Origin of the sequence: Streptomyces sp. NPDC050549 (assembly GCF_040655035.1) — a bacterium.
GTDB lineage: Bacteria > Actinomycetota > Actinomycetes > Streptomycetales > Streptomycetaceae > Streptomyces.
Window position 1 is genome coordinate 111,870 of record NZ_JBFAJD010000026.1, and the last position, 23,659, is coordinate 135,528.

General features: G+C 70.5%; 19 protein-coding genes and 2 pseudogenes. 9 read left to right on the top strand and 12 right to left on the bottom strand.

Annotation, left to right across the window (positions count from 1 at the left end; all coding sequences use genetic code 11):
• Positions 1-13 precede the first annotated feature (13 nt).
• From AB0I51_RS31800 to AB0I51_RS31815, 4 genes and pseudogenes are all read right to left on the bottom strand, one after another.
• On the bottom strand, positions 14-439 hold the full coding sequence (locus AB0I51_RS31800) for an STAS domain-containing protein (RefSeq protein WP_362981087.1): 426 nt from the start codon (positions 437-439) through the stop codon (positions 14-16).
• Positions 440-1,293: 854 nt separating this feature from the next.
• Positions 1,294-2,163, bottom strand: a pseudogene (locus AB0I51_RS31805) (aldehyde dehydrogenase family protein); the annotation flags it as partial.
• A 142-nt stretch (positions 2,164-2,305) separates the two neighbouring features.
• On the bottom strand, positions 2,306-2,962 hold the full coding sequence (locus tag AB0I51_RS31810; RefSeq protein WP_362981089.1) for a fasciclin domain-containing protein: 657 nt from the start codon (positions 2,960-2,962) through the stop codon (positions 2,306-2,308).
• 71 nt (positions 2,963-3,033) lie between these two features.
• On the bottom strand, positions 3,034-4,650 hold the full coding sequence (locus AB0I51_RS31815) for a molybdopterin-dependent oxidoreductase (protein WP_362981091.1): 1,617 nt from the start codon (positions 4,648-4,650) through the stop codon (positions 3,034-3,036).
• A 741-nt stretch (positions 4,651-5,391) separates the two neighbouring features.
• On the opposite strand from AB0I51_RS31815, the pseudogene AB0I51_RS31820 reads away from it, so the two are divergent.
• The 6 genes and pseudogenes from AB0I51_RS31820 to AB0I51_RS31845 all read left to right on the top strand — a co-directional run.
• A pseudogene (locus AB0I51_RS31820) lies at positions 5,392-5,532 on the top strand (RNA polymerase subunit sigma-70); the annotation flags it as partial.
• A 465-nt stretch (positions 5,533-5,997) separates the two neighbouring features.
• The gene (locus tag AB0I51_RS31825) at positions 5,998-7,236 is read left to right on the top strand and encodes an FAD-dependent oxidoreductase (RefSeq protein ID WP_362981093.1); all 1,239 of its coding nucleotides are present in this window, start codon (positions 5,998-6,000) and stop codon (positions 7,234-7,236) included.
• Positions 7,233-7,964: a DUF1365 domain-containing protein gene (locus AB0I51_RS31830; protein ID WP_362981095.1), complete on the top strand. Its 732-nt coding sequence runs from the start codon at positions 7,233-7,235 to the stop codon at positions 7,962-7,964. The genes AB0I51_RS31825 and AB0I51_RS31830 overlap by 4 nt, the downstream gene beginning before the upstream one ends.
• Positions 7,961-9,247 (top strand): class I SAM-dependent methyltransferase, encoded by a 1,287-nt coding sequence (locus AB0I51_RS31835; protein ID WP_362981097.1) that lies wholly within the window; start codon positions 7,961-7,963, stop codon positions 9,245-9,247. Before AB0I51_RS31830 ends, AB0I51_RS31835 begins: the two co-directional genes overlap by 4 nt.
• A complete protein-coding gene (locus AB0I51_RS31840; protein WP_362981099.1) occupies positions 9,244-10,554 on the top strand; it encodes a cyclopropane-fatty-acyl-phospholipid synthase family protein in 1,311 nt (436 codons plus the stop codon). Before AB0I51_RS31835 ends, AB0I51_RS31840 begins: the two co-directional genes overlap by 4 nt.
• Positions 10,551-11,348: a DUF1295 domain-containing protein gene (locus AB0I51_RS31845; protein ID WP_362981101.1), complete on the top strand. Its 798-nt coding sequence runs from the start codon at positions 10,551-10,553 to the stop codon at positions 11,346-11,348. Before AB0I51_RS31840 ends, AB0I51_RS31845 begins: the two co-directional genes overlap by 4 nt.
• A 37-nt stretch (positions 11,349-11,385) precedes the next feature.
• Here AB0I51_RS31845 and AB0I51_RS31850 read toward each other — a convergent pair whose 3' ends face one another.
• The 3 genes from AB0I51_RS31850 to AB0I51_RS31860 all read right to left on the bottom strand — a co-directional run bounded on the left by AB0I51_RS31850 (position 11,386) and on the right by AB0I51_RS31860 (position 14,508).
• Complete coding sequence (locus AB0I51_RS31850) at positions 11,386-12,138, bottom strand: anti-sigma factor (protein ID WP_362981103.1); 753 nt, start codon at positions 12,136-12,138, stop codon at positions 11,386-11,388.
• Positions 12,135-12,719, bottom strand: a complete 585-nt coding sequence (locus tag AB0I51_RS31855; RefSeq protein ID WP_362981105.1) for a sigma-70 family RNA polymerase sigma factor — start codon at positions 12,717-12,719, stop codon at positions 12,135-12,137. The genes AB0I51_RS31850 and AB0I51_RS31855 overlap by 4 nt, the downstream gene beginning before the upstream one ends.
• A 1,303-nt stretch (positions 12,720-14,022) precedes the next feature.
• Positions 14,023-14,508, bottom strand: a complete 486-nt coding sequence (locus AB0I51_RS31860; protein ID WP_362981107.1) for an SDR family NAD(P)-dependent oxidoreductase — start codon at positions 14,506-14,508, stop codon at positions 14,023-14,025.
• 17 nt (positions 14,509-14,525) lie between these two features.
• Between AB0I51_RS31860 and AB0I51_RS31865 the strand changes: the two genes are divergently transcribed.
• A complete protein-coding gene (locus AB0I51_RS31865) occupies positions 14,526-15,227 on the top strand; it encodes an SDR family oxidoreductase (RefSeq protein ID WP_362981109.1) in 702 nt (233 codons plus the stop codon).
• A gap of 415 nt (positions 15,228-15,642) precedes the next feature.
• On the opposite strand, the gene AB0I51_RS31870 is transcribed toward AB0I51_RS31865, so the two are convergent.
• Positions 15,643-16,458 carry an oxidoreductase gene (locus AB0I51_RS31870; RefSeq protein ID WP_362981111.1) on the bottom strand — a complete coding sequence of 272 codons (816 nt, stop codon included), beginning with the start codon at positions 16,456-16,458 and terminating at the stop codon, positions 15,643-15,645.
• Between the two features lie 93 nt (positions 16,459-16,551).
• Here AB0I51_RS31870 and AB0I51_RS31875 point away from each other — a divergent pair, with 93 nt between their 5' ends.
• Positions 16,552-17,064 (top strand): TetR/AcrR family transcriptional regulator, encoded by a 513-nt coding sequence (locus AB0I51_RS31875; protein ID WP_362981113.1) that lies wholly within the window; start codon positions 16,552-16,554, stop codon positions 17,062-17,064.
• Between the two features lie 24 nt (positions 17,065-17,088).
• Here the strand turns inward: AB0I51_RS31875 and AB0I51_RS31880 are convergent, their stop codons facing one another.
• The 4 genes from AB0I51_RS31880 to AB0I51_RS31895 form a co-directional block, all read right to left on the bottom strand.
• Complete coding sequence (locus tag AB0I51_RS31880; protein ID WP_362981115.1) at positions 17,089-17,658, bottom strand: TetR/AcrR family transcriptional regulator; 570 nt, start codon at positions 17,656-17,658, stop codon at positions 17,089-17,091.
• Positions 17,659-17,940: 282 nt separating this feature from the next.
• Complete coding sequence (locus AB0I51_RS31885) at positions 17,941-19,065, bottom strand: 4Fe-4S binding protein (protein WP_362981117.1); 1,125 nt, start codon at positions 19,063-19,065, stop codon at positions 17,941-17,943.
• 344 nt (positions 19,066-19,409) lie between these two features.
• Positions 19,410-19,979: a TetR/AcrR family transcriptional regulator gene (locus AB0I51_RS31890; RefSeq protein WP_362981119.1), complete on the bottom strand. Its 570-nt coding sequence runs from the start codon at positions 19,977-19,979 to the stop codon at positions 19,410-19,412.
• Positions 19,980-20,290: 311 nt separating this feature from the next.
• Positions 20,291-21,790 carry an MFS transporter gene (locus AB0I51_RS31895; protein WP_362981121.1) on the bottom strand — a complete coding sequence of 500 codons (1,500 nt, stop codon included), beginning with the start codon at positions 21,788-21,790 and terminating at the stop codon, positions 20,291-20,293.
• A 617-nt stretch (positions 21,791-22,407) separates the two neighbouring features.
• Here AB0I51_RS31895 and AB0I51_RS31900 point away from each other — a divergent pair.
• On the top strand, positions 22,408-23,286 hold the full coding sequence (locus AB0I51_RS31900) for an alpha/beta hydrolase (RefSeq protein WP_362981123.1): 879 nt from the start codon (positions 22,408-22,410) through the stop codon (positions 23,284-23,286).
• The last annotated feature ends 373 nt before the right edge of the window (positions 23,287-23,659 follow it).

Sequence of the window (23,659 nt, forward strand, 5' to 3'; positions counted from 1 at the left end):
CCGGGTGGGGCCGTCACAGCACACCGCCCGGGAGAGCGGGCAGGGCCGGAGCGAGCCAGGGTGCGGCCTGGGGCAGGGGAAAGGCCTGCGTAGGCGACCGGTACCCGGCGTGGGCGTCGGGGAGGGTGACGAAGAGGGAACCGGAGCCGGTGAGCGCGACGAGGCGTTCCAACGCCGGGCTGGGGTGGTGCAGTTGCAGGGATCCTCCGGCCGCGGCGGTGTGCAGCAGGGCGCAGAGGAAGGCATTGAGACTGTTGTGGCCGCAGAAGGTCACGGCGGTGACGTCGACGTCGATGGCGCGGATGCCGTCGTACAGGCACCGCGCCAGGGACGCGTGCACCAGGGGCGCCGAGTTCAGGTCGATCTCACCGGTCAGGGTGATCAGGGCCCGGCTGCCGGTGTCGTGCCGGTGGACGTTCAGGGCGGGTGGGACACGCATGGGCGGGGTGCCTCGGTTCACGAGACCGTGCCGGGAATCCGGGACGGTCGTACAGTCGTGCGGGCAGGTGAACGACCGGTCCGGCAGCCGATGTTCCGGGGCGTGGGACCCAGCCGGTTCCCTCGGGGATGCGCTGGGTGAGGGGACGAGTGATCCGCTCCCCGCAGGCATGGGGCCAAGCAACGGTGGGCCGCCGGGGTCTGGGACGTCCGTATGAAGCATAGTCCCGGGGCCCGCCACACGGTCCGACCCGAAGACGGGAACCAGGATGTTTACAAAGCGGTTGTCGGCCGTCTCCCCTACGCACGGCGACCGGTGACGTCGTACTGCCGTCCGGTTGCGGGCGCACACCTGTGTGCGCCCCCGGTGCGCACTCCGTCCGGCTGCTGCGGCGGCCGGAAACAGCCCCCGACGTCAACGACCTGATCCTCGGGCTCGTTGCCACCGCGCAGGAAGGAGAGGAGCAACGCCAAGGCGGCGCGGACAGCGGGCCACGGCTGTCCGTCGTCCACCGGCCTGCCGTCCGGCAGGGTCCGGTCAGCCCTGGCAGCCGCATCCCGAGGCGGCTTTGGCTGCGCCACCGTGGTCGAGGGGCCCGTGGCCTGCCCGCCCGTCCGAGGTGCGGCACGCGGCGACACCGTATTGGCGATTCCGGCTGTCCAACGCTGCGGAACGGGCTGCGGGGCGACCTGCGGGGCGGTCGATCCCGGTGTCGGCGTGATGTGTGTGCCGAGGGCCGATCCCGGCGACGCGTGGCCGCCGGGACCGGCTGCCCGTCCGCTCGGGCCGCGGTGGGCAACGGCCGTACGGAGCTTCGGATCGACGATGCCCTGTGCATCACCGTTGCCGGGGCAGACGGTGATGGTCTTGTACTCGGTGCAGCTGCCGAGGCCGACCGCGCCGTACTCGCGGCCGATGCCGCTGGCCTTGAAGCCGCCGAACGGGCCGTCGAAGGCGACGGAGGCGCCGTTGACCGTGACGGTGCCGGTGCGGACCCGGCGAGCGACCTCCATGGCGTGGCTCTCGTCCGCGGACCAGACGCCGCCGGAGAGTCCGTACTCGGAGTCGTTGGCGATGCGGACGGCGTCGTCCTCGTTGTCGTAGGCGATGACGACCAGGACCGGTCCGAAGATCTCCTCCTGGGCGATCCGCATGGAGTTGTCGACGTCGGCGAAGACGGTGGGCGTGACGTAGTTGCCCTTCTCCAGGCCCTCGGGGATCTGCGGGCCGCCGGTGACCAGGCGGGCGCCCTCGTCGATACCGAGCTGGACGTGACCGCGCACGCGCTCCTGCTGGTCGGGGCGGATCATCGGGCCGATGAAGGTGTCGGGGTCGTTCGGGTCGCCCACCTTCAGCGACGCCACCAGCTCCTTCAGCGCGGTCACGATCTCCTCGTACGTTTCGCGCGGGGCCAGGATGCGGGTCTGCGCGATGCACGACTCGCCGTTGTTGAGCAGGGAGCCGAACTTCAGGCCCGCGACCGCCTTCTCGCTGTCGGCGTCCGGCAGGATGATGGCCGCGGACTTGCCCCCGAACTCCAGGCTGACGCGCTTGAGCTGCTCGCCCGCGATCGAGGCGATACGGCGGCCGGCGCCCGTCGAGCCGGTGAAGGCGATCTTGTCGACGTCCCGGTGCGAGACCAGGTACTCGCTGGTCTCGCGGTCGGCGGGCAGGACGCTGATCGCTCTCTCGGGCAGGTCCACCCGCTCCAGGAGCTCGGACAGTGTGTCGGCTCATCGGGCGGAGGTGAGGAGTGCGGCGGCGTGCCAGGGGGCCGGGGCGCTTGCCCCGGCCCCCTGGCTTTCTCCCCGTCACAGGAGTCGGGCTGCCGGGCGCGGCCTCTGCGGCGCCCGGCACGTGAGGGCGTCAGCTGGTGGGCATGAGGACGGTGTCGATGATGTAGACGTTGGCGTTGGCGGTCTTGACGTTGCCGCAGACCACCTTGGCGGAGTCGTTGACGGTGTAGGACTCGCCGGAGCCGGAGGTGGTGACCTTCGACTTCTCCAGGGTGTCGAAGGAGCCGTTCTCCAGGTCCTTGGGCGTCAGCTTCTGGCCGACGACGTGGTAGGTGAGGATCTTGGTCAGCTGGGCCTTGTCGTTGAGGACCTTGTCCAGAGTGGCCTTCGGGATCTTGGCGAAGGCGTCGTTGGTCGGCGCGAACACCGTGATGTTCTGGGCGTTGTTGAGGGTGTCGACCAGGCCGGCCTTCTTCACTGCGGCGACCAGCGTGGACAGCGCCGGGTTGTTGGACGCGGCGGTGGCGACCGGGTCCTTGGCCATGCCGTCGAAGGAGCCGGCACCGCTCTTGGGGACACCGGAGCAGGCCGTACCGAAGGGCTGGTCGGAGGTCGTGGCGCCGGCGCCGGTCATGCTGTCGTCGGACGCGGTCGCGGAGGCGGACGCCTTGGTGGAGGAGTCCGACTTCGTGGAGTCGCTGCCACTGCTGCCGCAGGCGCTGAGGGCCAGCGGCAGCACGGCGGAGGCGGCGAGGACGACCGCGGTACGGCGGATACGGGTGCTCATGGTGTTTCTCCTGAGGGTGGGTGCAGCCTGAGCTGCGGCGATACGGGGAAGGGGAAGAGTGGCTTGTGGGGTCAGTCGACGGTGACGACCACGGAGTGCCATCCGCTGGCACCGTCGGGGATGGTCTGGGTCCGTTTCTCGGTCTGCACCTGGCCGGTGCGGTCGGTGGCGCGGACGGTGAGGGTGTGGCCGCCCTTGGTGGCCTGCCAGGGGAAGGACCACTGGCGCCAGGTGTCGCGGGTGTCCTCGGCGGCCAGCCGGGCCGCCTGCCAGGGGCCGTCGTCGACGCGGACCTCGACCTTGTCGATGCCGCGGTGCTGGGCCCACGCGACCCCGCCGACCATGACCATGCCGGTCTTGGGCCGGGCGAACGGCTTGGGGGTGTCGATCCGCGACTCGGTCTTGATGGGAGCCTTCCGGGCCCAGCCGCGCTTGACCCAGTAGGGGTCGTAGGAGTCGAAGGTGGTGAGCTCGATGTCCCTGATCCACTTGCAGGCGGAGACGAAGCCGTACAGGCCGGGCACGACCATGCGGACCGGGAAACCGTGGGCGAAGGGCAGCGGTTCGCCGTTCATGCCGAGGGCGAGCAGCGCGTCACGGCCGTCCATCACGTCCTCGACCGGGCTGCCGATCGTCATCCCGTCCACGGAACGGGCCACCAACTGGTCGGCGGTCCCGCCCTTCGACGGCGGCTTCACCCCGCACTCGGCCAGCAGATCGCCCAGTCGTACGCCGATCCAGCGGGCGTTGCCGACGTAGGGGCCGCCGACCTCGTTCGACACGCAGGTGAGCGTGATGTCGCGCTCGATCAGTTCGCGCCGCAGCAGGTCGTCGAAGGTGAGGGTGACAGGCCGGGTGACGCCCTTGCCGTGGATGCGCAGTGCCCAGGTCGTGGCGTTGACCTTGGGCACCACAAGGGCGGTGTCCACGCGGTAGAAGTCACCGTTCGGCGTGGTGAAGGGGCTGATCCCGGGAATCCGCAGCTGGGCACCCCTGGGAACGGCGGCGGCCGCGGAGGCGGGACGGGGCAGGACGACCTTGTTGCGTGACGCGACCGCGTTCTGGCCGCTCGCCCCGTTCAGTGTCCGGCCGATCACGCCGGCCCCGGCGGACGCGGCGGCAGCGGCCGTCGCAGCGATCACGAAGCCGCGGCGGTCCCACCCGGCGCCGGAAGGCGGGCCTTCCGCCTCGCCCTGAACGGATTCCGCGGACGGAACCCGCCGGGCGAGGCGGCCCACCAGGACGTAGAGCACTGCGGCTCCCGCGATCGCGCCCACCACGGAGGGCAGCGCGTCGGAGAGGCTTGTCGAATCCGGCCGACTGGTGGCCGATACCGCCCCGACAATTCCGAAGAGCAGAACACCGGCAGCGCCACTGCGCCGAAAACGCAGTGCGACAATTCCCAGCACCAGCGCGAAAAACGCCAGCATCACGAGAATTCCGAGCTGAAGAACCAGCTTGTCATTGGTTCCGAAGTGCCGGATCGCCCAGTCCTTCACAGCGGCTGGGGTCCGGTCGATCGCCGCCCCGCCGACCGCCACGACCGGACCGGCCTGCGGACGCACCGCAGCCGACACCAGCTCGGCGACGCCGAGCGAGGCGAAGCCGGCCAGCACACCGCTGCACGCGCCCAGGGCCGGGCGCGCCCGGGTGAGGCGCTGTCGCGTTTGCTTCTCGTCGTCGGTCACGTGGGGAATCCGGCTCCGAAAGCCCGGCGGATTGGTCGTCCACCCGATCGGATGAACCTTTTTCCCGGACCAATCCGCGCCCGATCCGGCTACGGATATAAGGCAACGTCGGATTTCACTCCCTTCCGCTGGGCGAGCTTTTGTGGCCGCTCGCTGATTTCGGCGTCGCAGTGGTACCGGGTACCGGGTTTCCGACGCGAAACCTGGGCCCTGCGACCATCCGCAGTCGTGTCTGGCACGGATCACCTGTGAGCACAAAAGGGATCGATCTGTCATTGAGCTGTCATGGAACGCTCGGCTGTGGGCCTCGCGCGCGTGTCGGCCGGCGGTCCCGGCCCGGTGCGCAGCGACGTACGCGAAAAGCTCGCGCAGACGACCACGGCATGGCGCCGGTGCGGCTGTCACGCGCCCTGCGCGGGCAGGCGGACGGTCGGGTGGTGCGGGTCCGGGCATCCGGCATGGGTCCGGGTTTCGACATCGAGCTGGTCGGCGCGAGGGGGAGGCACCCCTCCTCCGGTCCGAGCCAGGGCGGCCGTGGGCTGTTGCCGGTCGGTGCGCTCTGCCGGGCGTGGGGCGAGCGGCGTGACCGCCGCGGTCACACCGCGTGGGCCTGCCTGCCGCGCGGCATCGCCCGATCTCGACTCGGCGCATCCGTAGAGCGCCCGCTCCCGGAAGTCATGCGTAACGAGGGCGGCGCAGCAGTGTCCAACCCTGAGAAGACCGGACGAGAGGAGCCGCCCAGTGGTGGGGGCCCGCACGCAGAGCGCACCACCCGACAGCCGGGGCGACACGGTCGACGCCCTGTTGGCGGTCCGGGCGGCGGAGGGTGACGAGGATGCCTTCGCCGTCCTCGTCCGGCGCCACGCACCGGCGTTGATCCGGCGTTTTCCCAGGAGCGCGCCGTCGCCGTGGTCACGCCGGACGCCGCGGCGGCCTGCTCGTCGCCGGGCTGCCACGCGCGACGCAACCGGGCGCGCTCCTCGGGTGCGGGCAGAGGCGCCTTTCCGTCCCGGCGGCGCGGGTGGGACGGCATGGGGTGCTGGGGCAGAGGGCTGACCGTCACGACCGTATGACAACCGGCAGCCATGTCGTGTGATCACGGCGGATCCCGATTGCGCCCGGGGGCCGCGACGAATGACACGGCTCAGGTCGCGTCGGGTGTTCCTCACCGGTTCGACGGAAGACCGGCCATTTGGCCAATCCGCTCCCGTGGCGGCTTCGGATTACGCGCGAGACGAGTGTCCGCGGCGACCGGAAGGAGAAGCGATGTCGCGTGTGTCAGGGAGCGGACCGTGGGAACGGCGGGGGGCCGGCGGCGGCGCACGCGGGGGGCGGAGCGTCGCCGTCGTGGGCAGTGGGGTCGCGGGGCTGACCGCCGCGTACGTTCTGAGCCGCGACCGCCACGTCACTCTGTACGAGGCGGACGACCGGCTCGGCGGGCACGCCCACACCCACGAACTGACCTCCGGCGACGGCGTGACCCGGCGCGTCGACTCCGGGTTCATCGTGCACAACCGGCGCACCTACCCGCGGCTGCTGCGCCTCTTCGACGAACTCGGCGTCGCCACGCAGGAGTCGGAGATGAGCATGTCGGTGCGGTGCGGGGGATGCGGGCTGGAGTACGCGGGTGCCCGTGGCCCTGCGGGGCTGTTCACCCGGCCGCGGAACGCGCTGCGCGGCTCCTATCTGCGCATGCTTGCCGAGGTGCCCGCCTTCCACCGCGCCGCGCGCCGCCTGCTCGAGAAGGAGCCCGAGAGTCCCCGCACCCTGGGAGCGTTCCTCGACCGGGAGGGCTTCTCGGCCTACTTCCGCGCCCACTTCATGACCCCGCTCGTGTCGGCGGTGTGGTCCTGCGACGCCGTCACCGCCCAGCGCTACCCCGCCGCCTACCTGTTCCGCTTCCTGGAGCACCACGGGATGCTCTCCGTGACCGGAGCACCGACCTGGCGCACCGTCACGGGCGGTTCGCGCACCTACGTCGACCGGGTCGCCGCCTGTCTCGACGCGGTGCGCCTCGCGGCTCCGGTGCGCGCCGTGCGCCGGCACCCGGACGGCGTCGACATCACCACGCACGACGGCACCACGCAGTCGTACGACGGTGTCGTCGTCGCCACCCACCCCGACCAGGCGGTCCGTCTGCTGGCCGACGCCACGCCGCTGGAGAAGGAGGTCCTCGGAGCCTTTCGCTACTCCCGCAACACCACGCTCCTGCACACCGACACCAGCCTGCTTCCGCGCGCCCGGGGGGCCCGCGCCTCCTGGAACTACCTGATGCCGGCCTGCTCGACGGGCTCCGACCAGGTGCGGGTCAGCTACGACATGAACCGGCTCCAGCGCCTCGACGCGCCCGAGACGTATGTCGTCACGCTGGGCGGGCAGGACCGTGTGGACCCGGGGCGGGTGCTCGCCCGGATGGTGTACGAACACCCGGTCTACACCCCGGAGTCGGTCGCCGCGCAGGCACGACTGCCCGAGTTGAACACCGCCGTGACCGCCTACGCCGGGGCCTACCACGGCTGGGGTTTCCACGAGGACGGCTGCCGCTCCGGAGCCCTGGCCGCCGCGGTGCTGGGAGTGCGCTGGTGAGTGCCCCGCCGGCCCTCTACCGGTGTGCGATCAGCCACGTACGGACCGCACCGGTCCGCCACGGGCTGCGCCACCGCACGTACATGTGGCTGATCGACCTCGACAGTCCGCCCCAACTCCCGCTTCTGCTACGGCCGTTGGCCCGCTTCGACGCGCGCGACCACTTCGGCGGGGACCAGCCGTCCGTGCGCGCCGGACTCGACGCCTTCCTCGCCACGCACGGCGTGGACCTGGCGGGCGGCCCGGTCGTCATGCTGGCCCACGCCCGCGTGTTCGGCCATGTGTTCAACCCACTGACCCTGTACTGGTGCCACGACCCCGACGGCACCCCGCGGTGCGTGGTCGCCGAAGTCCACAACACCTACGGCGAACGCCACAGCTACCTGCTGTTTCCCGATGAGACGGGCACGGCACGCGCCGACAAGAAGTTCTACGTCTCGCCGTTCTTCCCCGTCGACGGCCGCTACCGCATGCGCCTGCCCCGCCCCGGCGAGCGGCTCGACCTGACCGTGCACCTGGAACGCGCCGACGCCAGGTCCTTCACCGCGACCGTTCGCGGGAGCCGCCACGACGTCACACCGTTCACGCTGCTGCGGCTGGCCGTGCGGCACCCGTTCTCGACCCTCGCCGTGTCCGCCGCCGTCCGCGTGCACGGCGTCCGCCTGTACCTGCGAGGGCTGCCCGTCCAGCCCCGCCCCCACCACCGCACCCCGGAGAACGCGTCATGACGACCGCCGAACACCGTCCCGCCGTACGGCCGTCGGCCCCGCCGTCCACACCCGTAGCCGTCGACCCGGCCCGCTGGCCCGACGTTGCCGCACCGCCGACCACATCCCTCGCCCGCAGGGCTGTCACCGCGGCCGTGCTGCGCCGTACCTTCGAACGCCTGCCGCTGCGCGTGCGGTTCGCCGACGGCACCAGCTGCGGGCAGGGCGGCCCCCTGCTGGAGATCCACGACCCGGCGGCGTTCCACGGCCGCATCGGCGGCCAGGGCCTGATCGGCTTCGGCGAGTCGTACATGGCCGGCGAGTGGGACGCCCCCGACCTGGTCGCCGTCCTCGCGGTGCTGGCCCACAACGCGGCCACCTTGATTCCGGCCCCGCTGCAGCGGCTGCGCGGGCTCTGGGCGCTGCGCCGGCCGCACGCCCAGCGCAACACCCCCGACGGCGCGCGGACCAACATCAGCCGCCACTACGACCTGTCCAACGAACTTTTCGCCCTCTTCCTCGACGACACCCTCACCTACTCCTCGGCCCTGTTCCGCGCCCTGCCCGCGGACTGGGAGCTGCTGGCCGCGGCCCAGCACCGCAAGATCGACCGGTTGCTGGACCTCGCCGGGGTCGGGGCGGGCAGCAGGGTGCTGGAGATCGGCACCGGCTGGGGTGAACTCGCGATCCGCGCCGCCGCGCGCGGCGCCCGTGTCACCACGCTCACCCTCTCCGGCGAACAGCGCGACCTCGCCCTCGAACGGGTCGCCGCGGCGGGCCTTTCCGACCGGGTCCGTATCGACCTGTGCGACTACCGCGAGGTCCGCGGCACGTACGACGCGGTCGTGAGCGTGGAGATGATCGAGGCCGTCGGCGCCGAGTTCTGGCCCGACTACTTCCGCACCCTCGACGAGCGGCTGGCCCCCGGAGGACGTGCCGCCGTGCAGGCCATCACCATGCCGCACGAGCGGATGCTGGCCAGCCGGGACACCTTCACCTGGATCCAGAAGTACATCTTCCCCGGCGGTCTGCTGCCCTCCGTCGAGGCGGTGGCCGAGGCGGTGAACGGCCACACCCGCCTGCGGACCGCGCGCCGGGACGGCTACGGAGCGCACTACGCCGAGACGCTGCGGCTGTGGCGCGAACGCTTCACCGAGCGGGCCGACGAGGTGGCAGCCCTCGGCTTCGACGACACCTTCCGCCGCATGTGGACCCTCTACCTCGCCTACTCCGAGGCCGGGTTCCGCTCCGGATACCTCGACGTCCAGCAGTACCTGTTCACCAAGGAGAACCCCGCCCGATGAACACCATCCAGACTGTTCGGACCGGCGCCGCCCAGCGCCTCGCCGCGCTCGCCGAGACCGCGCTGGGCGGGCCTCTCCCGGTGCGGCTGCGGGCCTGGGACGGCAGCGAGGCGGGCCCGACAGAGGGACCTGCCGTCGTGGTCCGCTCCCGGCGCGCCCTGCGCCGCCTGCTGTGGCAGCCCGGAGAGCTGGGCCTGGCACAGGCGTACGTCACCGGCGAGATCGACGTGGACGGAGACCTCGCGGAGGGGCTGCGCACCATGTGGACAGCCGCCCGGGAACGCGGTCTGCACCCGCCACGGCTCGGCCTCGCCGACCTGGCCCGCGCCACCACAACCGCCGCGCTGCTGGGCGCGGCCGGACCAAGGCCGCCCGCCCCCGCCTCTCAGGCACGGCTGCGCGGCGGTCTGCACAGCAAGGCCCGCGACCGGGCCGCCATCAGCCACCACTACGACCTCTCCAACGACTTCTACCGCCTCCTCCTCGACGAGACCATGGCGTACTCGTGCGGCTACTGGACCGGCGACGAACCGGACCTCACCCCGGCCGACGCCCAGCGCGCCAAGCTGGAGCTGATCTGCCGCAAGCTCGCTCTCACGCCCGGCGCCCGGCTGCTGGACATCGGCTGCGGCTGGGGTTCGCTCACGCTCTACGCGGCACAGCGGCACAAGGCGCAGGTCACCGCCGTCACCCTGGCCAGGGAACAGGCCGCCCACGTCCGCGAACAGGTCGCCGAGCGCGGTCTGGAGGACCTGGTCGAGGTGGTGTGCCAGGACTACCGCGACATCACGGGCGGTGCCTACGACGCCGTCGCCACCGTCGAGATGGGCGAGCACGTCGGGGACGCCGAGTACCCGGCGTTCGCCGCCGCCCTGCACCGCCTGGTCCGGCCGCGGGGACGCGTGCTCGTGCAGCAGATGTCCCGCGGGACGAAGGCGCCCGGCGGCGGCGCGTTCATCGAGGCGTACATCGCCCCCGACATGCACATGCGCCCGCTCGGGGAGACCGTCGCCCTGCTGGAGGAGGCCGGGCTGGAGGTCCGCTCGACCGAATCGCTGCGCGAACACTACGTCCGTACGGTCGCCGCCTGGCACCGCACCCTTGAGGACCGCTGGGCCGACTTCGTCCGGCTCGTCGGCGAGGAGACGGCCCGGGTGTGGCGGCTGTACCTGGTCGGCGGGGCCCTGGCGTTCGAGGAACGGCGGATGGGAGTGGACCAGATCCTGAGCGTGCGGCCGGCACCCGGCGGGGATGCCGGGATGCCCGCGACGCCCCGGGACTGGTACGCGGGACCGGACCAGCGGTGAGCGGCTTCGCATGGGGCGCCTTCGCGGTGAATCTGGGATGGGCCGCAGCGGCCTCGCTCGCCGTCATGCTGGTGACGTTCGCGATCGCCGTACGGCGTGGTCTGCACCGGATCGTCGACATCGCCTGGGGAATCGCCTTCACCGCGGTCGCCGTCGCGAGCTGCGCGGCTTCCGCCGGCGAGGGCGATCCGGGCCGTCGCTACCTGGTCACCGCGCTCACGGCACTGTGGGGCCTGCGGCTGGCCGGGCACATCGCCCGGCGCGGCCGTGGCCACGGCGAGGATCCGCGCTACGACCAACTGCTCGGCAAGGCCCCCGGCAGCCGGAACCTGTACGCCCTGCGCATGGTCTACCTCCTCCAGGGCGCGCTGGTGTGGCTGGTGTCGCTGCCGGTCCAGGCCGCGCAGTACGTGCCCGGTCCCCTGACGGCGTTCGCCGCCGCCGGCACGGCACTCGTGGTACTCGGTGTGTGCTTCGAGGCGGTCGGAGACGCCCAACTCGCCCGCTTCAAGGCAGATCCGGCCCACAAAGGCCGGATCATGGACCAGGGACTGTGGCGCTACACCCGTCACCCCAACTACTTCGGTGACTTCTGCGTCTGGTGGGGGCTGTACCTGATCGCCTGCGACTCCGCCGAGGTCGCCGCCCTGACGGTCGTGTCGCCGCTGGTGATGAGCTGTCTGCTGATCTGGGGCAGTGGGAAGCGTCTGCTGGAGCGGCACATGGCCCAGCGGCCCGGATACGCCCAGTACGCGGCCCGCACCAGCGGCTTCTTCCCGCGCCCGCCCCGCTGAGGTGTGGTGGCCCCGCCCTTGGCGGGGCCACACCTTCTCAGGCGGGGAGCTTTACCAGGGCCAGCGGGCTGGTGGTGGGCTGTTTCGAGCCGCCCGCGGGCTCGACGGTGACACCCATGCCCGAAGCCCCGTCCACGGCCCCCCGCAGCAGGACGGCCTGGTCGCTGAGTCCGGGGTCCATCAGACCGGCGGAGCGCATGGTGCCCCCGTCGTCGAACCACAGCTGGTAGACCTTGCCCGTCGGCGGATGCGCCATCCCGGCGGCGAGGAACACCGCCTGGTCCCGCTCGTGCGAGACAACCACGGTGCCGGTGGCACCGCCGGCCAGCTTCGCGACCCCGGTCCTGGCGTCCGGTGCGGTGAGCACCGCGCTGATCTGCGCTGTTCCCTGCTCGGCCCGGCGCGCCCGGCCGAGCGCGTCCTCGGCCCGCTGGTGCTGCCACACCGTGGTGCCGCCGAGCGCGGCAGCGGCCGCGAGGCAGGCGGCCAGCGTCCACCGCGACAGCAGCCGGGCCCGCAGTCGCGCACGGCCCGAACGAATCGGCGTCGGCTCGCCGGGGGAGTCCTGACGGACGGTCGTGATGCGGCGCAGCACCTGCTCGCGCATCTCCCGCCGAGGCGTCACAGAGACGGCGAGACCCAGGCGGGCCGCGGTGGCGCACAGCTCGGCGGCCTCCTGAGCACAGGGCTCGCAGTCGGCCAGATGCCGCTCGAAGGCGTCGCGTTCCTCGTCGGACAGGGCGTGAAGGGCGTAGGCGCCGGTCATGCGGTGCAGTTCGGCGGTGGTCATGCGGTCACCCCCAGGCAGTCGCGCAGCCGGATGAGTCCGTCGCGCAGACGGGTTTTGACGGTGCCCAGAGGGAGGGCGAGGGACTCCGCGACCTGGCGATAGGTCAGTCCGCGGTAATAGGCCAGGGTGACCGCCTGGCGCTGGATCTCGGTCAGCGTGCGCAGACAGCGCCGCACCTGTTCCCGCTCCAGCCGTGCCTCGACCTGCTCGGTCACCTCGTCGTACTCGGGAGTGTGCTCCAGCAGCGCGGCCTTGTGGTCCCGGGCGGCCACGGCTTCCACGTGCCGGACGCGGTCCACCGCCCGGCGGTGGGCGAGGGTGAGGATCCAGTTGATCGCCGTCCCGCGGTCGGAACGGTAGCGCGGAGCGGTGCGCCACACCTCCACCAGAACCTCCTGGGCCACTTCCTCGGACTGTGCCTGATCGCGCAGCACGGCACGTACGACGCCCAGAACCGGGTTCACGACGGCGTCGTAGACAGAAGCGAACGCAGGCTCGTCCCCCAGGGCCACGCGGCCCACCAGCTCTTCCAGGTCCGGCTCCGTCGATGGGTTTCTGCCGATATGTACGGCTTCTTTCACAACGCCCTCCGTGGTTGGGACATCTCCGGACGTAATCCGATCCTGTGCGGGCCGGGGATTGGTCCCGACCGCGATGAAAACGCAGGTGGCGGCAGACGGCGACGGCAGGAGGGCGGGCGACGAACGACCACCTCGCCGTCAGGAGACCAAGCCGTCGGGCGCGCAGCGACGGATCACCCCTGAACCGGAAGTCCGCGCGGTCGCCGTGCGGGCCGAGGCCACGCCGGTGGCGGGCGGTGGGCATGCGATGCCCCGCCGTTGTGGCCACTGGCATCACACCGTGGGTTCGACCGTCGCCACTCGGGCCCGCGCCCGCCGTGTCCGTCCGCGACGTCGGTCGTGTTCCGCTGTCCGTCCGCGCTCACGATCATGCCTCCACGCGCTTGCTCCGACGCCGTTGCCTCGTCGCCCGATCATTTCCGCAACGAGGTGACCGTGCCCGTGCCCGTGCCCGCCTGGGCGACGCGGCCCGACGGGCCGGTGAAGCCTGCGCCGCCCTGTTCCGCTGCCGCTCGGCCACCCCCCCCGACGCGATACCCGCGAGTGGCTTTCCGTACGACCGGGGACGGCCTCGCGGTCGTACGGACGTTCGGTTCGGAGTCGGCCGTCTCCACAGCCTCTTCGCACAGGCGCAGGCCGGCGGATGCACCGTACGTCCGAAAAAATCCGTGGGTATCAGGCACAGGTCCCCTCCCCGGAACGCCCGGAGGTGACCGCGCTGCCAATGAGTCCGGATTGCTGTCGGCCGGATCCGGGGTCGGCGCACCGCCCGGGAAGCGCGTTGCTCCGGCCATGGCGGCGGTACGACGGACAGCGCTGTCGTCACGCCAGAGCCTTCGACCCGGTCCCGTGTCCGGTGGTAATCCCGGGCCGGGGAGCTCGGTACTGCCGACCGGTCAAGGTCCGCCACGTGCGTCGGAAACGACGGTGGCGTCCCGCCAGGTGGTGCACCTGTTCCCGTCGTGACGGTCTCGCGCAGCGGAGTCGACTGCCCGGGCGTCGATGCCGCCCACGGCCCGGACGATCTACTGACCGCTTGGCCACGGTGGGTGGCCGACGGCAGGCGAGGCACTGGAGCCGGTGACACCTCGGTCCTTTGCCCGCGCTGCTGTGCAGCGTCGGCGGTCCTGAGCTCAACGTCCAGCACCTGAACGCGCTGGACACCAGCCGGCGCATGCTGCCCCATCACCGCGGAGATCATCGCCCACACCCGCCGAGGCACGGGACTGCCGCTCAGCAAAGGCACGGGCCCGATCCACCGGCGGACAGTCGCCGTCGGCTGAGAGAACCACGTTGGGCGCAACTACCCTTTTGCGTAAGCGACTTCGCATGCGGGCGAACACTCCGTGACGCAGGTCAGGGGACGCGGAGGGCGCACCACCCCCGAATTGGACCAGACAATAAACAAAGGTACTGCGGGTACTGCGGCGGATGCTGTGCGACCGGTGCGGGCCGGAGCCGATCCCACGTTGTTGACGAGGATGTCGATCCGGTCGCCCGCGGCCTCGACGAGCCGCGCGGGTCCCGACGCCTCGCCCAGGCCGACCGGTACGACCCGCACGCTCCCCGTCGCGGCCAGTTCCTCCAACCCGGCCGAGGAGTGCCGGGCGCCGGCATGGACCGTGCCCCCCTCCGCGACCAGCGCCCGCACGACCGCCGGCCCGATCCCCCTGCTGGCACCGGTGACGACGGCCACCTGCACACGCCGATGCGGCGGGGTTCGGATTGCCCCTTGAGCTTGCGCCAGAAAACCGATCGGTTTACTCTTCTGGAAACTGATCGGTTTCACATTCTTTGGGGAGAGTCATGACTGTTTTGAAGGGCGCGAACGTCTTCGTCACCGGCGGCAGCCGCGGCATAGGCAAGGCGCTCGTGGAAGAGCTGTACGTGCGCGGTGCCGGCAAGGTCTACGCCACGGCCCGCGATCCGCACAGTGTGACGCACCCCGACGCGGTCCCGGTGGCGCTGGAGGTCACCGACCCGGCCTCCGTGGCGGCCGCCGCCGCGCAGGCGCAGGACGTGACCGTGCTGATCAACAATGCCGGTGCCTCGGTCGGCGCGTCCTTTCTCGACTCCTCGATCGACGACATACGCCGGGAGTTCGAGGCGAACTTCTACGGCCCGCTTCTGGTCGCCCGGGCCTTCGTGCCGGTCATCGAGCGCAATGGTGGCGGCCACGTCCTGAACGTGCACTCCGTGCTTTCCTGGCTGGCCCTCGGCGGCTCCTACAGTGCCTCCAAGGCCGCCCTGTGGTCGCAGACCAACTCCCTGCGCCTGGAGCTTCAGCCGCGCGGCATCGCCGTCACCGGACTGCATGTGGGATACGTGGACACGGACCTCGCGGCCGGCGTAGAGGCGCCCAAGTCCGACCCCCGTGACGTCGCCTCCCTCGCCCTCGACGGCGTCGAGACCGGCGCTTACGAGGTGCTCGCCGACGACATCTCCCGGCAGGTCAAGGCGGGCCTGGCCGGCGACCTCGCAGGGCTGTACCCCCAGCTCGCCAAGTAGACAGGGTCCCCGGCGGGGCCCCTGGCCCCGCCACCGACCACAACTCACCGGAGAGGGTATTGGCAATGGGTGTGAATTCGGAGAAGGAGAAATTTTACGCCCTGAATATGTTTGACGTGGTCGACCTGGAGAAATAATTGGCTGACCTGCATCCGCTGCGGGAGAGCGGGACGGCGTCCTATATCTGGCAGACGTTCGATGGTTCCGATATGAGTGACCCCACCGACGTTTCGCTCGACGATGTACTGGCGGTTCTCAAGCCTTAGCCTCGATCTTTCGTGAGGGCCCGCCGACGGAGTCGGCGGGCCCTTTTGCTTTCCCGAGCTGGTGGTGGGCGGACCGGCGGCTCGGTGGAGAATCCTGCGTCGGCCGGTGGTGGCGCGGCTGTGCGGAAAGCCCGGGCGGCGCCTGTGCGTCAGCCGGCCAGCTGGTTCATCTTGCGGATCCGCTTGTCGAAGACCGCGGCGGGAGCGAGGCGGCGCAGTATGCGTGCGCGTCCGGCCAGGGGACCGGCGGTGTAGCGGGGCTTCGGCTTCGGGTCGGTCGCCGCCGCGACGATCGCCTGGGCGACGATGCCGGGGGCGTCGCCGTTCCTGACCGCCTCCGCCATCACGCGGTCGACGATCTGCCGCTGCTGCGCGTACGCGTGCAGGGCGGTGACGGGTTTCGCGCTGTTGGCCTCGAACCCGGTCCTGGTGTAGGCGGGTTCGATGATGAGGGCCCGGACGCCGTGGTCACGGACCTCGTGGTCCAGGGACTCGGTGTAGCCCTCGATCGCGTGCTTGGAGGCGGCGTAGGCGGCCATGTAGGGCTGGGGCAGGAACCCGAGCACGGACGAGATGTTGATGATGCGCCCGCGTCGCTGGGCGCGCATGTGCGGCAGGACCTCGTTCACCATGCGCATGACCCCGAAGACGTTGGTGTCGAAGAGGGATCGGGCTTGCTCGACGGAGGTTTCCTCCGCCGCCCCCATCGTGCCGACGCCGGCGTTGTTGACCAGGACGTCGATCCGCCCGAACCGCTCGCTCACTTCCTGGACCGCCGCGGCGGCCGAGGCGTCGACGGTCACGTCGAGTCCGAGGAACGTCACGCCGTCGAGCGGGGTGACGCGTGAGGTGTCACGGCTTGTGCCGACCACGTTGAATCCGGCTGCGACGAGGGCGAGCGCGGTTTCCTTCCCGATGCCGGATGACGCACCCGTCACGAGTGCCACCGGCCGATCTGTCATCATCCTGGACTCCCGCACTCAGTCGAAACCGATCAGTTTCCGTTAGAGTAAACCGATCGGTTTTCGCATGCAAGTTCAAGCAGGGAGAATGCCGCCATGGGTCGAATCGGTGCGCAGGAGCGGCGCGAGAGCGTCATTCGCGCGGCGATCGCCGAGTTCGCGATCGCCGGCTACCGCGGCACCACCACGGCTGCGATCGCCGAGCGGGTCGGTGTCACGCAGCCTTATCTCTTCCGGCTTTTCCCGGACAAGAAGGCGATCTTCGTCGCCGCTCTGGTGCGGAGCGCGGAAGACACTCGCTTGGCTTTCGAGAGGGCGGCCGACGGGTTGGAGGGAGGCGAGCGAGCCCGGCAGGCGATGGCGGACGCCTATGCGCAGCTGATCTCGGCGTACCCCGAAACGCTCCTGATGCAGATGCAGGGATATGTCACCGTGGCGCAGGGCGACGACCTGATCGGTGAAGTCGTCCGGGCCGGCTGGATGGGTGTCTGGGAAGCCGTGCACCTGTCGCTGGGTGCTGATTCCGAGAAGACCGCAGGCTTCTTCGCCTGCGGCATGCTCGGCAACACGCTCACGGCCATCGGGCTTCCCGTGGACGCCGGGAGGTGAGGGGGTGTTCCGAACGGGGATGCGTCAGCGCACGCCTGCCGCGTCGAGCAGGGTGGTCACGGTGGGTGTGACGAGCCCGGTCAGGTTGTCGGCCTGAATTCCCGCGCGGGCGCTCGCGCCGTCGAAGACCAGGCTGAGCTGCCGGGCCAGCAGATCGGGATCGCCCGCCCCGCCCTGCTCGGCCTCGGTCCGGAAGAAGGCCGTCAGATTCGCCTTGACCTGGTGAGCCACGCGGCTCGCCGGGTGACTCTGGTCCTTGAGCTCGACCTGCACCGCCAGATACCGACATCCCCGGAACTCGGGCGCCCCTGCCTGCGATTCCACCTGTTCGAAAACGTGCAGGATCCGCTCGCGGGGCGACCGGCCGTCGTCCGTCGCAGGCAGGAGGGTTGCCGCGTAGGCGGAGGCGCGCTCCGTCAGGCTCGCTGCCAGGAGGTCGTCCTTGCTGTCGAATAGCTGATACATGGAGCGCTTGGACACCCCCGCCGCCTTGCACAGCGCCTCGACTCCGATGCTGACGCCGTCTTGGTAGGTGAGCGTGGCCGCCGCCTCCAGCAGGCGCTCCCTGGGGCTCAGTTTCACTTCGGTGCTCATGCCGTGAGGTTAACCCGGAGCGGACGAAATGAAAACCGATCGGTTTCCGGAGGTTCCCGACGGGGGCTCGGCGACGGCCTGGGGGGAAGGGCCGTCGCCGAGCCGTGATGGTGTGCGCGCCTGCCGTCCCCGTCAGGGCGACGCACACCGGGGCCACCGCGAGTAGTGACCCGTCCTGGGTGACCTGCCGTCATGCCCGTGCGGCGGCCTCCTCCGGCTTCGTCCCCGCGGGGACGCGGTGCAGTCCCTTGCGGTCGTAAAAGGGGTGACCGCCGCTCACGCTCATGACGTACGTGTCTCTCGGCCGGTGGACGCGGAACGCCTCGCCGGGGGACGCCAGCCGCCGGTGACTTCCTTGGCGGGCTTGTGGGGGAAGCGGCGCCGGGCGTACTCCTGCGCGTGGGAGCCCGGCAGGACGTACAGGGTTTCCTTCTTGTCCTGGAGCGGGCGCAGCACGGTGTCCATGAACGCCTTGCGGTCGTCCAGGTACGGGCCCAGTACCTCCTCGCCGGCGGGGCAGACGGCGAGGCAGTAGCCGGACTTGTAGCCGGGCGGAGAGCTCAGGCTCTGCCACATGGAGGCGCTCTCGGAATCGCCGACCCGGGAGCGGTAGTCGGCGGCGTCCTCGCTGTCGGCCACGGTCTGCGCCCAGTCGGTGAACCCGCTCATGAACTCGCGGTAGTTGTGCGTGGTGCAGGCCAGCGCGTCGAAGGCGCCGTCCTTGGCGATGGCGCCGACCGGGCAGGCTGCGACGCACAACTTGCAGTCGATGCACGGGTTGTAGTCCAGCGCCTGCCCGTACTCGCTCACTTCGGCGTCCACCAGCACGGTGACCAGCAGGACGAAGCTGCCGAACTTCGGGTGGATGACGTTGCGGTGCAGGCCCATCACGCCGAGTCCGGCGGCCACCGCGACCGTCTTGTGCGCCACCACCCAGATCCGCTCGCGGGGGAAGCGGTCCATCTCCTGGGGGAAGCCGACGGACGGATTGAGCGCACGGTATCCGGCGTCCTGGAGCGCCCGGGTGACGCTGCGGGCGGCGTGGTTGGCCTGTTCGTCGGTCTGGTGGAACTCCTGGTTGGCCACGCTGCGGGCGGGGGAGCGGCAGTTGTCGCGGTTCATCCGGACCGCCATCGCGATCAGGGTGCGGGTGCCGGGCAGCGCCGACTGCGCGTACTCGCGTTCGCCGGCCAGATCGGGGTGGTCCAGGCTCACCGCGGCAGCGTCGTCCGCCCCGGCCGCCAGGCACAGCTCACGCAGCCAAGCCGTGTCGATCACCGCGGGCGGGCGACCCGAGGCGCCGGTCCTGCGCCGGGCGAGTACGGCCTGTACCGACGGGTGGGCCGCCAGCTTCGCCGGAAGCGGGGGATGAGTGGGTTGCCCCTCGGCGTCACGCGCGGCAGTCATCCGTGCTCCTGGGGATACGGGTGCGAGACTCGCCCGCACGGCGAGAAACCGATCAGTTTCACCACCGTAAACCGATCGGTTTTCGCGCGCAAGCCCCAGCGGCAAGCCTCTCCTTCGGACTGTCGATCAGGCTCCTCGCGGGCGTTGGCGATCGATCGTCGGGCGATAGGGGCTCGGCCCGCGCATCGGGCCGGGGTGCCGGCCCTCGGCTGGCAACTGGCGTGGGCCCCATGGGAGTTGCCCGATCGCCGGGAGCGGGGTGGCTGCGACTCGTCGAGCGCATCGCTCGCCGCGGCTGCTCGGCACGCGATGTGTCAGCGCACGTCGGCGCACGTCAGTGCACGTCAGCGCATGTCCGCCGCATCGAGCAGGGCGGCCACGGTGGGTGTGGTGAGCCCGGCCTGCGTGTCGGCCTTGATTCCTGCACGGGCGCTGGCGCCGTCGAAGACCAGGATCAGCTGACGGGCCAGCAGGTCCGGGTCGCTCGCCCCGCCCTGTTCGGCCTCGGCGCGGAAGAAGGCTGTCAGGTTCTCCTTGACTTGACGGGCCACCCGGCTCGCGGGGTGGCTCGGGTCCTTGAGCTCGATCTGTACGACGAGGTACCGGCAGCCCTGGAAGTCGGGTGCACCCGCCTGTGCCTCCGCCTGTTCGAAGACGTGCAGGATCCGTTCGCGGGGTGGGCGGTTGTCGTCCGCCGCGGGAAGGAGTGTCGTCACATAGACGGAGGCGCCTTCCTCCAGGCTTGCCGCCAGCAGTTCGCCTTTGGTCTCGAACAGCTTGTACATGGAGCGCTTGGACACCCCCGCCGCCTTGCACAGCGCGTCGACGCCGATGTTGACGCCGTCTCGGTAGGTGAGTGTGGCCGCTGCCTCCAGCAGTCGCTCTCGGGAACCTGGCATTGCTTCGGTGGTCATATCCCGAGGTTAACTCGATTCCGGTCCGTTGGAAACCGATCGGTTTACGGGTGGGTGCTGCGAGGAAGCGGTAGAAGCCGGGCGGCCCCTCGATGGGGGCGCGACTGCACCCGGTGGCACCCACGATGGCCCACGTGGCCGTCGGCCCCGCACATTCAGCCCACCTCATGGGCGCCCGCTACCGGCGGTGATCGGTTCGCTGAAGCCGCAACACACGGGACCATCTCTGAGGGCCCCTGTGTTCCTGCGCTGATTCGTGCCCGGAGGGCACCAACCGGCGCAGGACATTTCTTACCACGGTGGATTCGGCCTCAGTGGGCGATCACAGGCTCGCCCTCCGACGGCGCCAGAGCTGAATTCGGCATCAGGAACGCCGAGAGCACTGCACCGACCACGAAGATCCCGGCGCCCCACGCCAGGGTGGCCGTGTAGCTCTCGACCCCGGCCTGGGCCACGGTCAGTGCGCCCGGCTTGTGCGAGGACAGGTAGTCGGTCGCGGCCGACGAGGCGACGGTGGTCAGCAGCGCCGTGCTGATCGAGCCGCCCACCTGCTGGCTGGTGTTGATCAGCGCCGAGGCGACGCCCGCGTCCTCGTGGTGCACGCCTGCGGTCGCACCCTGGAACGCGGTGGTCATCACCCCACCGATACCGAGACCCAGCAGGATCATGCCCGGCATGATGTCGGCGACGTAGGCGCTGTCCAGCGTGAGCCGGGTCAGCAGGGCCATACCGGATGCGGAGACCAGGAAGCCAGCGCTGACCACGACCTTCGGGCCGACCTTGGGCAGCAGGAGCGAAGGCACCGTGGTCGACGCGGCGACGATGCCGCCGACCATCGGCAGGAAGGACAGGCCGGCCTCGATCGGCGAGTAGCCGATGCTGGCCTCCAGGTAGTAGGTCAGGAACAGGAAGATCGAGAACATCCCCATGCCCAGAACGAACACGGCCAGGAACGAACCACCTCGGGTCCGGTCCAGCACGACTCGCAGCGGCAGCAGCGGATGCGCGACCCTGGACTCCAGCCAGGCGAACACCGCGAGCAGCACCACGCCGCTGATCATGGAGCCGAGGGCGACCGGGTCGGTCCAACTGGTGGATTCGACGTGCGCGAACCCGTAGACGATGCCGAACAGCGCGGCGCTCACCACGACGGTGCCGGGAATGTCGATCCTGGGTCGCTCGGTGACCGCGGGCTTGGCCAGCAACAGCAACGCGCCGACCAGCGCGACGCCCGCGAAAACGACGTTCACGTACATCACCCAGCGCCACGACGCCCATTCGGTGAGCATGCCGCCGAGCAGGAGTCCGATCGCGGCGCCCGCACCGGACAACGCACTGAAGATGCCGAACGCCTTCGGCCTCTCGGCCGGGTCGGTGAAGGTCACGCTGAGCAAGGAGAGCGCCGCGGGCGCGAGCAGTGCGGCGAAGAGGCCCTGGGCCACGCGTGCCGCGACGAGTATGTCGAAGCTGGTGGCCGCGCCGCCGACGACGGATGCGGTCGCGAAACCGATCAGGCCGGTCACGAAGGTCGTACGTCGGCCGAACAGGTCACCGAGTCGGCCCCCGAGCAGCAGCAGGCTGCCGAACGCCAGGGCGTACCCCGTGATGACCCACTGCCGGCTGCCGTCGCTGAAACCGAGGTCGTGCTGCGCCTCGGGCAGTGCGATGTTCACGACGGTCGCATCGAGCGTGACCATGAGCTGCGCCACGCCCAGCACGACGAGCACCCACCAGCGCACGGCATGTGAGCCGCGGCGGCCCGAGTCTGTTTTCCCGGAGGCGGGCGCCCCGCGGTCGAAGGTGGTACTCACTTTTCCCCTTAGTCGCTGGTCATGGGCCGACCGTCAGTCGGAAACCGATCTGTTTCCACTCAGGAAAACAGATCGGTTTCCCAGGTGCAAGTGAACGGGTCGCCAATGGCCCGGGACTGCCCCGACAGCGTCGAAGTCCGCGCAGGCCGCCGGCGCCGCCCCGGTGAGCGACTTGTTGCCCGGCGTCACGGCACGGCAGTTCCGCCGATGGGGAGTCCATGCCGGCGCCGACGCCTTGCGCCGTACCGCCAAGACGGCGGGACGCCCGGGCGTGCTCGGCCAGCGGGTCGGCGATCTACGGCGACACCCTGGACGCGCTCGGCTCGGTGCCGCTGTGCGTGCCACTGGCGGCGATCGGTGTGAGGCGGGGCGGGCGACGTGCCGGCCGTGAGGCACTTCGGTGTCGGCGTGGTGTTCGCGGTCTTGGTGGGCGTGCTGGTGGAGAGCTCGTCGTTCCAGGTGTCCACGGGTACGGAACGCCCCGGTGAAGCCGGAGCCTGTTGGGCTTGCGCGTTGAAACCGATCGGTTTACCGTGATGGAAACCGATCGGTTTCTCATTCTCCGGGAAGAGTCATGACCGTTTTGGTTACCCCCTCACACGCAAGGAGTCGGCGAGATGCCCAGCCAGGAGTCACGTCCCACGATTCACATTCCGGGGACCACCAGCCACACCCTCGCCCCGCGCGCGGGATCCCGCGGCCGTGAGGGAACGCTGCGCTACCTCAAGGCGGGGACCGGTGCCCCCCTCGTTCTGCTGCACACCGTGCGCACTCAGGCCGAGCACTTCCGCCACCTCATCCCGCTGATCGCGGACCGGTACACCGTGTACGCCCTCGACCTGCCGGGGATGGGCTACTCCGAGATCGTGCCCGGGGCGTCGTACGACGAGCCCGCGATGCGTGCGGGTGTCGAGCGAGTGCTGACCGAACTCGACCTGAACGACGTGACGTTGGTCGGGGAGTCCATGGGTGCGGTGCTCGCCCTGACCGCCGCGGCCGATCTCCCGGAGCGGGTACGACGCGTCGTCGCGGTGAACACCTACGACTTCCGCGGCGGCATCGCCAGGTCGAGCCTTCTCGCCCGCGTGGTGGTCAGCGGTGTCCTCGCGCCCGGCGTGGGTCCCGTGATCGCCGGGGTCGAGCCCAAGCCCGCCCTGCGCAAGATCCTTCAGGGCGGCCTCGGCGACAAGCGCGCGCTGCGCGAGGACTACGTGGACGAGCTCCTGCAGGTGGGCCGCCGCCCCGGCTACCCGACCGTGGCCCGGGCCGTGTACCAGTCCCTGCCCAGCCTCATCGCAGCCCGCCCGCGCTACCCCGAGATCAAGGCGCCCGTCCACCTCGTCTACGGCGAAAAGGACTGGTCCCGCCTCTCGGACCGGGAAGCCGACAAGCAACTGCTTCCGGCCGCCGACTTCACCCAGGTCCCCAAGGCAGGCCACTTCATCGCCCTGGAACGACCCGACGTGCTGGCCGACCTGTTGAACGCAGTGGCCTGACCCCGGGACCGCTGACCCAGGGAGCAGTGCATGGCGGAGATCCAGATCGAGGTCGACGTTCCGGCGCGGATGCGTGACGGCACGGTGCTGCGCGCGGCGGGACGTATTCGGATGGATCGCGCAGTATTGCAACCGAGAGCGGATCCACTCGACCATCGGCTACCTGACCCCGCATCAGGCACGGACCCGCTGTCGGAAACGCCTCGACCTCGCGGCATAAGACGGAAGTGTCGGACCTCGGGGGTCACTTCACCCTTCAATTGGGCCGACCCGGCTGTTCAGGGCAGGAGTTCGATCGCGTCGTACGACACTCCGGGGCTGAGGTAGGCGTTGCCGCCGGAGCCGCTGACGATGTCGAGGGTCAACTCCTGGT

Coding starts and splice junctions, on each gene's coding strand:
- AB0I51_RS31800 (WP_362981087.1), bottom strand. CDS start 439: ATGCGTGTCCCACCCGCCCTGAACGTCCACCGGCACGACACCGGCAGC.
- AB0I51_RS31870 (WP_362981111.1), bottom strand. CDS start 16,458: ATGATGACAGATCGGCCGGTGGCACTCGTGACGGGTGCGTCATCCGGC.
- AB0I51_RS31840 (WP_362981099.1), top strand. CDS start 9,244: ATGAACACCATCCAGACTGTTCGGACCGGCGCCGCCCAGCGCCTCGCC.
- AB0I51_RS31810 (WP_362981089.1), bottom strand. CDS start 2,962: ATGAGCACCCGTATCCGCCGTACCGCGGTCGTCCTCGCCGCCTCCGCC.
- AB0I51_RS31875 (WP_362981113.1), top strand. CDS start 16,552: ATGGGTCGAATCGGTGCGCAGGAGCGGCGCGAGAGCGTCATTCGCGCG.
- AB0I51_RS31900 (WP_362981123.1), top strand. CDS start 22,408: ATGCCCAGCCAGGAGTCACGTCCCACGATTCACATTCCGGGGACCACC.
- AB0I51_RS31835 (WP_362981097.1), top strand. CDS start 7,961: ATGACGACCGCCGAACACCGTCCCGCCGTACGGCCGTCGGCCCCGCCG.
- AB0I51_RS31880 (WP_362981115.1), bottom strand. CDS start 17,658: ATGAGCACCGAAGTGAAACTGAGCCCCAGGGAGCGCCTGCTGGAGGCG.
- AB0I51_RS31890 (WP_362981119.1), bottom strand. CDS start 19,979: ATGACCACCGAAGCAATGCCAGGTTCCCGAGAGCGACTGCTGGAGGCA.
- AB0I51_RS31850 (WP_362981103.1), bottom strand. CDS start 12,138: ATGACCACCGCCGAACTGCACCGCATGACCGGCGCCTACGCCCTTCAC.
- AB0I51_RS31885 (WP_362981117.1), bottom strand. CDS start 19,065: ATGACTGCCGCGCGTGACGCCGAGGGGCAACCCACTCATCCCCCGCTT.
- AB0I51_RS31865 (WP_362981109.1), top strand. CDS start 14,526: ATGACTGTTTTGAAGGGCGCGAACGTCTTCGTCACCGGCGGCAGCCGC.